The organism is Bacillus salipaludis, from assembly GCF_004358205.1.
In genome coordinates this window covers 420,841-433,209 of the sequence record NZ_SMYO01000004.1, presented here as the reverse complement: position 1 = coordinate 433,209, position 12,369 = coordinate 420,841, and the positions used below count along the sequence as shown (strand labels likewise).

The following is a 12,369-nucleotide window of genomic DNA, read 5'->3' as shown; positions in this document are numbered from 1 at the left end:
TCACGTGCTATGCCCTAGAATGTTTTTTTAAAGCATTTAATGAATAATTTACAAAGCACCATAAAGAATATGGGATATTGATTTTTTCAACCTTCCTATATGTGTTCCATGTTTTTCGTGCAGATTTTAGTTTGTTACTAGAAAGGGAGTTTTCACATTTTCTATAGATTGCCAGCTCCTCATTCAGACCATACGCTTGGATCCCTTTCGATAATATTGAAAGCCAAAGTCCGTAATCTTCTGAGCAATCGCGATATAATGGCATCTGTACTTTTCCTATTTTTCTTTTATCAAGCATCACGGTTAATGTTCCAATTATTGTATTCTTTAAAAGGTCCTTATAATCCATTTTCTCTGGTACTTGAAACACAATATCTGTTTTTTCACCAACTTCGGTCATAATTCTGTAATCCGTATATGAAAAAGCAAGATTATTTTTTTCCATAAACATTAGCTGCCGCTCTAACTTTTGAGGTTGCCAGAGATCATCACTATCCAAAAAGGCTAGAAAGTTTCCCTTTGCAGAAGTAATAGCCCTATTTCTCGCATTCGCCGGGCCACTATTATTCTTTAGTTCAATTAACCTGATTCTTGAATCTTTCTCAATTTCTTTCTTTACAATATCCACCGTGTTATCTAAAGAGCAATCATCCACGATAATCATTTCCCAACTTGAAAAAGTTTGTTCCTTAACAGATTGAATGGTTTCAGTAATAAATCTTGCAGCGTTATAGGTTGGAGTGATAATTGAAACAACTGTTTGTGTAGCGAATCTCATTTAATTCACAGTCCCTCCATGTCAATTAGACTTTTGTATGTTGAATATACGCTGTTAACTTATAAAGCATTTAATTTTAATGATTCATAACCTTGTTTTTTTCAAGCCTTTTTAGTAATTTTTGATTATAAATACTCCCTTCCTTCACCCCCTGGGCCTGCTCACGTTGAAGAACAACCCTGATGGTTTGAAATAGAATTTTTATATCTAGCGTAAAAGAATAATTTCGAACATACAGTAGGTCGAAACGCAATTTATCTTCGACAGGGGTGGTATAGTTTGCTAATACCTGGGCTAATCCTGTTATTCCCGGCTTTACAGTTAACCGATAGGGATAATCAGGGAGAGTTTGTTTAAATTGATTGATGAAATATTCCCGCTCAGGTCTTGGTCCAACTAAGCTCATTTCACCCTTTAAGACATTTATTAATTGCGGTAGCTCATCTAAACGAACTGCTCGAATAATCCTTCCAACTAAAGTAATTCTTGGATCTTTATCTGTTGCTAATACTGGACCTGTTCTTTTTTCTGCATCTTGAATCATGCTCCTAAACTTATAAATCCAATAAGGTTTCCCATCTAGTCCAATACGCTCCTGTTTAAAAAAAGCTGGTCCCTTTGAGGTTAGCGGGATTAAAAAGAATAAAATCATGAAGAATGGGCTGGCTATAACTAATAACACTGCTGATACCATCACATCAAAGATCCGTTTAGAAATCTTTTGTGATACATTTAAAAGGGGAGGTTTTATCGAAACAACCAGCATATCATCTATTTGTTGTGTATTTGCCCCAATAAAGGACAACTCAAATAATTGTGGAACCATCAATATTTCTTTTCCGTATCTGATGCATACTCTCGCTATTTCCTCACAATCCTTTCTATTTATAGCAGGACTAAGCAGAAATAGATCACATTTTTTGACGTATTCATGAAGGTTCCTTTTTTTTTCTAAAGGGATAAATCCCTCAATTTCAAACCACCCATTATGATGATTTAGTAATTTTCCGGCCAAATAAAGGCCGGCATTGGATGCTTCACCAATAATATAGACTTTTTTCTTACCGAATAATTTCTTATTTATATACCAAACACATACATGGAAACAGGTTAATAGAGTCGTTTGAATAAGAAATGCTGCTAAAATGTAGCTTGGCTGGAAAGGTAAATAAGGAGTCAATAATGAAATTATTGATTCCAAACCTGAGAAGATAATCATCGATAATACAATTGAATAGACCAAATGATGAATGCCTTTCCTTCGCCAATCTGTATAAAGGTCATATAGATACAAAGGTACAACCGACGCAGCCGAAACTACTATTAACCAAGAATAATCGACAATAAGTTCCATGTTCATGATTGAAAATTGTTGCAATATGCCATTTGCCAAAATGAAACCTGTAAACACTATTGTGATATCTACTACTGCTAGGAACATTTTTACATACCTTCTTCTCCCAAAATCTTCATTCATTTCATTTCTCCTTTCTTTAATACTCTTAAGTCTACAAATTAGAGTAATACAGAAAAAATGTTCTTTTAGACGAATAATCCATTCCCAATAAAGAATAGGAAAACAAAAAAATATAGGATGTATCGTTTAAAATGCTGTACCATCAGCTGCAGTTTAAGTACTCTTTTAAAGTATTACTTACCATTTGCTCTAATGAAAATTCAGTTTGGACTTTTCTTCTGGCATTTTCAATAATATGCTCTCTAATCTCCCTATCTGACTCAATAGCCAAGATTTTATTACAAAAATCTTCTGTTGAATGGTCATTTATAAGAAAACCGGTCTTATTTCCGATTATCGCTTCACCAACCCCGCCTCTATCAATAGAAATAATTGGTGTCCCAACTGCCATAGCTTCTAAGACAACCATAGGGAAGACTTCCCGATAGGATGTTAGTACTAAGAGATCCATTTCCTTTATAAACTCCTCTGGTTTGTGAACAGCTCCTACCATTTTTATTTTGTGATGAAGACTATGTGATTTAATCATATTCTTTATATTTTCTTTCTCTGGTCCGTCTCCTGCAATGTAAAACATGATATTAGGATTGTTGCGAAGCTGTTTAGCAATGTTAATAAATAACTCATGATTCTTTTCTTCTGATAATCTTGCTAATATTCCAACATTAAAGGACTCCCCCTGTACTTTACGGTGAAAAACGAACTGATTTAAATCTACGCCGTTATATACGGTCGTGATTTTAGTGGGATCTATCCCTGCTTTAACAAGATTCCTCTTTTCGAATTCACTAACCGTGATGATTCTCGCAACATATTTATTTAATAAATGTGCGAAAATAAATGGACTCTTTTCTTCCAGAACAGTAACATTATGTTTTGTGTAGACAATCTTGAATTTCCTTTTTGTTAATTTCTGGGTAATTATACAGTAAAGAACCATCCTCAAACTATTGGCATGGATAACGTCTATTTGTTTAAAAGTAATCAAATCTCTAAGCTTTTTTATATTTTGATAATGCTTCGTTCTACTCATTTCACTAAAATTATATTTATGCTTTAGTTTTTCATATAACTCTCCTGAGCCTGCCGCATAGTGAAAGGTAATGTCAGGATGTTGCAATTGATTTTCTAATTTACAAAAATACATTTCTGCTCCACCAAATATTAACTTATCTGTTATGATTAGAATATTCATGGATTACATCACTTCCTTTATAATGAACATTCAATTTTATTTTTTGTTTATGGGAAAATAAAGACGAGAATAAAACAATTTTTTTCTTTTCATTTTTAAACGCGTTCTCTGTAGTATGAAAGTACGTTGATAAAATCGCTAAATACATAAAAAACATGTCATTAATAATTAACGAAAGAAACGCCATTTGAAGAATCATTCCAACAAAAGTTAAAAGTAGGTAAAGCTTCTTTTTAATCACATTGCTTTTGAATAATTGTACAAACACTAAAATAATAAATAGACCGTAGCATGTTATTCCAACTAATCCAGACTCTGACAAAATGGCTATAAATGTATTGTGTACCTCCAAACTATCTCCATATTGAAATAAGTTGTACTCTGAAAAATTAAAAGCACCTATCCCCATAACCATATGTGAAGTAAAGTAATCCCACGCTCTACCCCATAATTCTATCCTTCCACTTCCACCATCCTGAGAAAGGTCCTCAACTCTCGATTGTATGATTCCGTAAATATCAAATTTCATATAAACAATTGCGATATAAACTGAAACAAATAATAAAGCGATAATACCGACCAGTAATTTTAATTGTTTAATTGGGTTTTTTATAAGGATATAAATAACCAAAAGGAATGCCATAACTAATAAGCCGCCTCTTGAAAAGGTTAAGATGTTTGTAATGATGCATAAAAACAATCCCAGCTTATTTTTCATGGAATTAGCATTACATAGATAATAAGAAAAAAAGATCGTATTATAAAAAACAAAGAAATTAGGATCTTCTAATAATCCGATTAAACGTGGGTAATCTCTATCCAACATCACGCCAAATTGATAGACCCTATCTCCATCGAACACAAACCCAAAGCTTTTTAGGCCTACAAAATATAGAATTAAACTAACCATATTGAAAAATATTCCAACATCTGAAATAGCTCTTTCAGTCATAGAATCATTTGCCTTTTGAATAACTGACTTCATAATAAAATAACAAAATAGAAACAGAATTATTCCACAAATTGCTCTAATACTCGAGGCAGGATATAATGAAAAGGCCCCGGAGAAGCTATACATCAGGAAAAAGAACAACATTGCAATTTCAAACAAATGAAGCCTTTGAAAGCTAAATGAACCTATATGAATCATTAAATACAAGAGTAAAAAAATCATATATGGTTTAATTGCAAACCCTACATAAATATAATAATTTGTAAGCATCACTAACAAAAAAAGAGAGAAGATTGTAAAGCTATATTTATCGGATTTTGAAGTTATTTTGTTATTCACCTTAACCCCCCTCAGTTTTCTTCGACTTCCAATAATGATTGAAACCTGCTGTTTTTAAATACCTATTAATCTTTTCCATGCTTTCTTTATCGATAAGAACTACAAAAACCAATAAAATAAAATTCAATCCTGTTGCTAAAAGTGGGAGGGAATCCAGAAAATAGTCTATGCTGCCCAAACAAATGGCAAAAAAAGATAGGTAAGGGATAATTACCTTTTTTGCCATGATCCAACGATTAGGAATACATATCCAATATCCCAGCAAGGCAATTACTTCAATCATTACTCCAGCAAAAGCCGCACCAGAAACACCAAAAGATTGACTCATTGACATATAAACAAAGACACCTGAAAAAGCAGAGATGAATTGAACAATTGTTCGGTTTAATTGTAATCCTCTTGTTGTTAAGCCATCGGCTAATGCAATATTTATCGCTTGGAAAGTAAGAATTACTGATAAAATTTTCAGTGGAAATGCAGCGTCAATCCACTTTTCACCAAACAACAAATGAATAACATAACCTGACATATAATAAAATGGAATTGTCAATGCCATTCCAACTAAAGAAATGATTTTTATCAGTGCTAAGTTGTGCCTTAAATGATCATCCAAAAAATTATTATTAAAGGACCTAAACATCACTGGATAATATGCTCCAGCAACAATAAATGAGATTTGCTGCAACGCTTGCGGGATTCGGTAGGCTACGGCAAATACCCCTACATCTTTAAGACTCATAGTTTTTTCCAACACTAACGGTCCTAATTGAGGCAGCAGCACAAAAAGCAGCCCCCCTAATGTAAATGAGCCTAAATTTTGTAATAATCCTTTATGAAATGGACCACTTAAACAGATCTGCACATTTTTATGAACAAGGTATAATCCAAAAATACCTGCTACAAAATAAGAAATACCATATAATGTGCAAATCATAAGTGGATTAATACGAAATATCATCCCTGCTGAGAGGGTTAGAACTAAACCAACCGCAGAGACAATTCGAATTAATCCGTAATATTGCATTTTCTCCATTAGTTGAAAATAGGTAGTCCCAATGCTTTGTAAAGCAATTCCAATAACCATCGGTATAATTAAAAAATAGGCTGTTCGAATCAGTTCTGGGTTCCCAGAATGCGATAGGTGAATAATTAGAAAACCACATAAAAAAGTAGCAGCAAGCAGCACCAATCTCACTTTTACATAGGAGGAGATTAGAATGGATGTATCCACCTCTTTTTTTGACCCTTCTCTTAAAACTATTGTACTAAGACCGGCATCTGTGAAATAGCCCATAATCATGGCAAATGCTAAAACGACGCTAAACATTCCATAATAATAAGAGTGTAAATAGGAAGCTAAAATAATTAATGCCACAGCATTTAAAACACTTGATAATGCTGTACTATAAAATAGATGTATGATATTCTTCGTAATTGAATTTTTCTTTGGATTCACCATAAATTAGCCACCTTATTACACATGTTAACGATTTCCCGATCCACATCATCCTGTTTGATAAATGACCCCGACTATTTGATTATTTGTTCTTTCTAAGTACTCTTTCGTCTTAAGCGTATCTTCTTTTTTTGTTTTATTAGCTTTTACGACTAAAATAACGCCATCACAATGGTTTGCTAGAATTTGAGAATCCGAGGCTGTTAAAAAAGCTGGTGCCTCAAAAATAACAACCTCAAATTCTGCTTCACATTTGCTAACCATGTCTTTTATTTTGCTCGTTACCCACACGTCTGATAGATTTAATGGACTTGGACCTGCGGGTAAAACAACTAAGCCTGGTACCAATGTTTCTTTATAATAAAGGTGAATCTCTTCATTATTCAAAATCACATTTGATAAACCACTATCGTTTGAAATCTGAAACCAATGGTGTAGGGAAGGATTTCGAATATTAGCATCAACTAACAACACTTTTTTCCCTTGTTCGGCATATGATTTTGCTAATTTAGTGGAAATGATTGATTTTTCTGCTTCATATTGGGGGGATGTCAGCATAAATAAAGTCGATTTCCGATCTGAAGCTTGATCAATCTTCGTTCGAATCATTCGAATTTGTTCCGTACTAACTGACTCCTCATTCAACTTTAGCCTTTGCATTATTTTTTTCGTTTCATCCCTTTTCATATACACTTATTTGCCCCCCATTTTTTCCATTTAAAATTTGAGCCTGCTGCTTCATTTGTCTTTTGTTTCGAGATTTATTAAGTTTATTTTTCAAATTAATTTCTCCAAGAACAGGTAGGCCAATCAATTCTTCAATTTCACTCTCATCCTTAATCGAATCGTCCCAATACTCTCTAAGCATGGACAGACCTATTCCAAGGAAAAATCCTACTACAACACCAATAGCAATATTTAAAGTCATACTTCCTACCTGCTTTGCCGCAGGCTTTCCATTTACATCACTTAAAAGTTTAATGTCTTGCACACCAAATAATTCCTTCATTTTATTAACCGATGTAATCGCCACAGTATTAGCCAGTTCCTTCGCGGTTTCTATATCGTGATCCCTTACGACAACATTCACAATTTGGGAATTCCGATTATTTTGAACAACGATTTTCTTCTCTAATTCTTGGTCCTTTATATTCAATTTTTCCCGAACAGAATCTAACACAATGGGACTTTTTATAAAATCCATTGTCGAGGCAAGTAACATACTAATCTCTTGTGAATCAGTATACGCACCTTTATCCCGTACTAATTTTCCAATTAAAATATTTTCAGTTGCTTCATAGGTTGGTTTTATAAAATAAATAGATAATATGGTTGTTAATAAAAAAGCACATAGCACTGTAACAATAATCGTGAATATCCTTTTTCGCATGATGCTTAAAAACTTTTTTAAGTTTATTTCTCCGTTCATGATAACCTCCTGAATATCCAATATAACGAACAAAAAGATTATAGTATGCTTTTTATTAAGAGTCATAGTGATGAATAATTATCTTTATCTTTTCATTGCTTCTTCCTCGGGTGAAGAATAATAATTATATTCACCATAATCCCTAATATTGTTTGAACTCACATTCATAAATAAGCTGCTCCTTGTAGAATCCTTTGAAAAATCTATGATTGGTTCAAGGTCCCCCAATATATGAATGTCCCATATAATACCTTCGAATTTATTATCAGACCCACTAACTTTTATAGCTTTTTTAGTATTTTTAGTTACTTGGATTTGAAGCCCATTAAATTCATTACCAGAACTTTCATTTGGAACGGTTACAGAACTATTCATATCAATACCGTTTATACAATCATCAAGTGTTAGATTACTAAATCGATTACCGTTGATAAAACTATATTTAGAATCTTGCGGCTTTTTAGCTTCCAATTTAACCCCTGTATGAAAGCCTGCTATGTTCATATCCGTAAATTTCACAAAACAAATATACTGGTCCGAGCCTCCAGCATAAAGATGAAGACCTGTACCCTTATATGAACCACTCGTGTTTAATATTGTTACATTCTTTATTTGTGTCCGGTCCCATGACCAAAATTTTTGACTTCCGTCTAAATAAATAACATCTGAATTAAAGTGGTCATCTACAACTTCTAGAATTCCATTTGAAATGGATGCATTTTTTTTCACGGTAATTACCCGAAAGTTTCCTTTAATTATTAGTCTTGTATTTTGTCCAAATTCTAATTCAACCCCCTCTGCTAGAACTAATCCGTTCCTTAAAATATAATTTCTATTCCCAAGTAACTTTACTTTTCCTATCTTTGATTTTTGGCTATAGTTAATTGCTCTCTGTATGGATTCAGAATCATCCTTTGAATCCTCACCATTTGCGCCAAATTCATCCACATTAACATATTCGGGTTGAACATTTCCTGCCTTGCTCACCCCTTGATTTTTCTCTACATGATTGTTATATAGAAGTAAACAGATTACTAAGAGAATTGCTGAAAAATATATAATTTTATTCCTTCGAATCATAATTTTCTCCTACAAAAATTAATAACTACCGATGTAAATCATTTAAATTCTTTACTAAGAACATTAAAATTGGAATTTGCCCATGGAAAATAATTTAGACCGTGAACAGCAGTGGAAGAGGCCATAACCACCTGTTATTAGAACTCTTATGCTTCACCTCGTGTAAAATTAATTTTTTCTACTGCCTTGTTTCTCATTTTCGATGGCCTCACTTATTTCCTTTAAATCAGCTTTATTAATCAATCCCGCTTCAAGAGCAGCTTTAATAATTTCACTCCAATTTGTTACATGTACCTTTTTAGTATTCGTTGATTCAGAAATGTCTTTATTAGGATATAAAAGTGTATGAAGATCGACATCCAAAGCAGCAGCAATTTTCACCAATACTTCAATAGTTGGATTGGTCTGAATATTTCTTTCGATATGGCTTAAATAGGATTTTGAAATATCCGTTTTCTCTGCTAGTTGAGATAAAGTAAGTTTTTTTTCCTGCCTTAATTTTTGAATTTGTGAACCTAACATAATTACCCCCTATAATAAAATTCACTCTCCTTTCGTTCCATTATAATGAATAATAAGTTCTTAGTAAAGAACATATAATGTCGAATCTACTTAAATTTTAACTTCAATAACTGGATTAGCTTTGCATGGAATTCATGTTCAATTCCTACTTATCATTCGAGGGATAGATGACCATTAAAACTTTATCCTTGATTTCTTCAACAAATTCTTTCAAATCCACACTCTCTACTTCTTGTCCCATTTCATATGCGGCAACTAAAATTTCAAGTAATTTTTGTTGGGTCAATTTTTGTGAAATAATCATTTAGCTATCCTCTCGATATATTGCTTTAATTTTACTTTATCGTTCTTTATTAAGAAATATAGTTATAGATTATTACCATAATTTATGATAGTCAACTATATTTAATTGATTATTTTTGTTGATTTTAAAAACAAATTGACATCACCAATAATTTGTAGTAAATTTTATAAATAATCCAAATAATTTAATTTCTTATCAAGAGAGGTAGAGGGAATGGCCCGAAGACACCTCAGCAACCTTCAATGGCTTCGTTCATTGAAAAGGTGCTAAGTCCTGCAAATTACCATTAATAATTTGCGAGATAAGAAGAATGACATATGTGAGCGTCTGACAAAGGTCTTCTTCTTAAAGAAGACCTTTTTTGTTTTGAGAGCGGAAGGCGCCTGCTTATCGGCGACTAGCACAAGACGAGCCGGCCGAAAGGTTGCTTTTTAACCTTTTGGATGGACCCGCTTGTGAACCTCGAGCCGATGGCACCTGGAGCTGGATAATTCTCAAAGTCGATAATTTATACTTTTTAAAATGGAGTGATCATCATGTACAAAATTGAAACGAAACTTGCTCAAATTGGAAACCGCAGTGAAACCGTAACAGGAACCGTCAATCCACCGGTTTATTTCTCTACTGCCTTCCGTCACGAAGGAATCGGCCAATCGACCGGATTTGACTATATCCGTACCGGAAACCCAACACGCCAGCTGCTTGAAAAAACAATTGCCGATTTAGAAGGCGGCGATCAAGGCTATGCCTGTAGCTCCGGAATGGCTGCCATCTTAACAATTCTTTCCTTATTCCAATCCGGTGACGAATGGATAGTCAGCGAAGACCTTTATGGCGGGACCTATCGCATATTGGAACAAGGTTATAAAAAATGGGGCTTAACCGCTCAATATGTAAATACCTGTTGTCCGAGTGAGATTGAAAGTAAGATTACCCCTAAAACAAAGGCCATCTTCCTTGAAACTCCGACAAACCCTCTTATGCAGCAATCAGATATCGCCGCTGTTTCTGAAATTGCCAAGAAACACAAGATTTTGCTGATTGTTGATAATACATTTTACACCCCTCTCTTACAGCAGCCAATCCTGCTTGGGGCAGATATTGTGATTCACAGTGCGACCAAATATCTTGGCGGTCATAACGATGTGCTCGCAGGTCTGGTTGTTGCAAAAGGACAAGAATTATGTGAAGCCCTTGCCTTCCATCACAATGGTGCAGGTGCCGTGTTGAGTCCATTCGATTCTTGGCTGTTAATGCGCGGAATGAAAACATTATCGCTCAGAATGAAGCAACACGAGAAAAATGCGAAGCAACTTGTGGAATATCTCTCCAACCATGAAGATGTCAAGGATGTCCTTTACCCTGGGAAAGGTGGAATGCTTTCTTTCCGAGTCAAAGAAGACTCATGGGTGAATCCATTTTTACAAGGATTATCCTTAATTACTTTTGCAGAAAGTCTTGGCGGTACGGAAAGCTTCATTACTTATCCAGCAACACAAACACATGCAGATATCCCTGAGGAAGTTCGTTTTGCCGCAGGTGTTGATAACTGTTTACTTCGCTTTTCTGTAGGAACGGAAGATGCGGAAGATTTGATTATTGATTTAGAGAAAGCTTTTGCCAATATTCATGAAGGAGTGACTATCAATGCAAAATAAGGATATTTGTTTCGAAACTTTGCTTTTGCATAACCGCCATAAACTCGATCCTGCTACTGGTGCGGTAAGTGTGCCTATTCAGCATGCTTCTACCTTTCACCAATATGATATTGACCAATTTGGAAAGTATGACTACAGCCGCAGTTTAAATCCAACTCGTGAAGCACTTGAAGATGTTATTGCTGAATTAGAAGGCGGAGTGAAAGGATTTGCTTTCTCCTCCGGTATGGCTGCGATTTCCACAGCCTTTCTTCTCCTTTCTGCCGGAGACCATATTGTCATCACAGAGGACGTATACGGTGGAACATTTCGGATGGTGACACAGGTCCTTACACGTTACAGAATTGAACATACCTTCGTTGATATGACGAACCTAGATGAGGTAAAGGCAGCAATCCAGCCGAATACAAAAGCTTTTTATGTGGAAACTCCTTCGAATCCAACATTAAAGGTTACAGATATTAAAGCAGTTAGTGAATTGTCAAAGGAAATTGGAGCGTTAACATTTGTTGATAATACATTTTTAACACCAGCATTGCAAAAACCATTGGAACTTGGTGCCGATGTTGTATTGCACAGTGCTACTAAGTTTTTATCAGGACACAGTGACGTTGTTGCAGGTCTTGCCGTAGTTAAGGATGCAGACCTTGCTCAAAAACTAGGATTTTTACAAAATTCCTTTGGAGCAATCCTTGGCGTCCAAGATGCATGGCTTGTTTTAAGAGGGCTTAAAACACTCCATGTACGGCTTCAGCAATCGCAAAATTCAGCTATTAAACTAGCGGAATATTTAAATTCGCATCCGCTCGTTAAATCAGTCTATTATCCGGGTCTTAAGGAACATCCTGAGCATGAACTTCAAGCGTCTCAAGCAGAAGGGCCTGGAGCTGTATTATCATTTGAATTAAATGATGAAGCAGAACTAAGAACTTTCGTTTCAAACGTTAAATTACCTGTATTTGCCGTCAGTCTTGGAGCGGTTGAATCGATTTTATCCTATCCAGCGAAAATGTCACATGCAGCAATGCCACAGGACGAAAGAGAAAAGCGCGGGATCACGAACAGCCTGCTCCGTCTCTCAGTAGGACTCGAAAACCCAGATGATTTAATTAAAGATTTTTCGCAAGGCTTTGCGCAAATTCGCCATGAACAATTAGTGCTGCAGCAAGGAGAATGACA

12 protein-coding genes and 1 riboswitch are annotated in these 12,369 nt (G+C 34.8%); of the genes, 2 read left to right on the top strand and 10 right to left on the bottom strand.

The window, feature by feature from the left end; genetic code table 11:
- Positions 1 to 7 precede the first annotated feature (7 nt).
- The 10 genes from E2K98_RS10220 to E2K98_RS30900 form a co-directional block, all read right to left on the bottom strand.
- Entirely contained in the window at positions 8 to 778 is a 771-nt protein-coding gene (locus E2K98_RS10220; RefSeq protein WP_133334132.1) for a glycosyltransferase family 2 protein, read from the bottom strand.
- 76 nt (positions 779 to 854) lie between these two features.
- Positions 855 to 2,255, bottom strand: coding sequence for a sugar transferase (locus tag E2K98_RS10215; RefSeq protein ID WP_133334131.1), 1,401 nt, complete (start codon positions 2,253 to 2,255; stop codon positions 855 to 857).
- A gap of 142 nt (positions 2,256 to 2,397) precedes the next feature.
- Complete coding sequence (locus tag E2K98_RS10210; protein ID WP_133334130.1) at positions 2,398 to 3,450, bottom strand: glycosyltransferase family 4 protein; 1,053 nt, start codon at positions 3,448 to 3,450, stop codon at positions 2,398 to 2,400.
- Positions 3,425 to 4,741 (bottom strand): O-antigen ligase family protein, encoded by a 1,317-nt coding sequence (locus E2K98_RS10205; protein ID WP_235824774.1) that lies wholly within the window; start codon positions 4,739 to 4,741, stop codon positions 3,425 to 3,427. The genes E2K98_RS10210 and E2K98_RS10205 overlap by 26 nt, the downstream gene beginning before the upstream one ends.
- Before the next feature lies 1 nt (position 4,742).
- Positions 4,743 to 6,200 carry an oligosaccharide flippase family protein gene (locus tag E2K98_RS10200; protein WP_133334129.1) on the bottom strand — a complete coding sequence of 486 codons (1,458 nt, stop codon included), beginning with the start codon at positions 6,198 to 6,200 and terminating at the stop codon, positions 4,743 to 4,745.
- Between the two features lie 45 nt (positions 6,201 to 6,245).
- The gene (locus tag E2K98_RS10195; protein ID WP_235824783.1) at positions 6,246 to 6,884 is read right to left on the bottom strand and encodes a CpsD/CapB family tyrosine-protein kinase; all 639 of its coding nucleotides are present in this window, start codon (positions 6,882 to 6,884) and stop codon (positions 6,246 to 6,248) included.
- Positions 6,871 to 7,626: a YveK family protein gene (locus tag E2K98_RS10190; RefSeq protein ID WP_165976238.1), complete on the bottom strand. Its 756-nt coding sequence runs from the start codon at positions 7,624 to 7,626 to the stop codon at positions 6,871 to 6,873. The genes E2K98_RS10195 and E2K98_RS10190 overlap by 14 nt, the downstream gene beginning before the upstream one ends.
- Positions 7,627 to 7,710: 84 nt before the next feature.
- Entirely contained in the window at positions 7,711 to 8,706 is a 996-nt protein-coding gene (locus E2K98_RS10185; RefSeq protein WP_133334126.1) for a pectate lyase family protein, read from the bottom strand.
- 168 nt (positions 8,707 to 8,874) lie between these two features.
- Complete coding sequence (locus E2K98_RS10180) at positions 8,875 to 9,228, bottom strand: helix-turn-helix domain-containing protein (protein WP_133334125.1); 354 nt, start codon at positions 9,226 to 9,228, stop codon at positions 8,875 to 8,877.
- A 145-nt stretch (positions 9,229 to 9,373) separates the two neighbouring features.
- Positions 9,374 to 9,532, bottom strand: a complete 159-nt coding sequence (locus E2K98_RS30900; RefSeq protein WP_165976237.1) for a hypothetical protein — start codon at positions 9,530 to 9,532, stop codon at positions 9,374 to 9,376.
- A gap of 189 nt (positions 9,533 to 9,721) precedes the next feature.
- Positions 9,722 to 9,840: riboswitch (SAM riboswitch) on the top strand.
- A gap of 228 nt (positions 9,841 to 10,068) precedes the next feature.
- Here E2K98_RS30900 and E2K98_RS10175 point away from each other — a divergent pair.
- Both E2K98_RS10175 and metC read left to right on the top strand, forming a co-directional pair.
- Positions 10,069 to 11,190, top strand: coding sequence for a methionine biosynthesis PLP-dependent protein (locus E2K98_RS10175; protein ID WP_133334124.1), 1,122 nt, complete (start codon positions 10,069 to 10,071; stop codon positions 11,188 to 11,190).
- The gene (metC, locus tag E2K98_RS10170; RefSeq protein WP_133334123.1) at positions 11,180 to 12,367 is read left to right on the top strand and encodes a cystathionine beta-lyase; all 1,188 of its coding nucleotides are present in this window, start codon (positions 11,180 to 11,182) and stop codon (positions 12,365 to 12,367) included. The genes E2K98_RS10175 and metC overlap by 11 nt, the downstream gene beginning before the upstream one ends.
- Positions 12,368 to 12,369 lie beyond the last annotated feature (2 nt).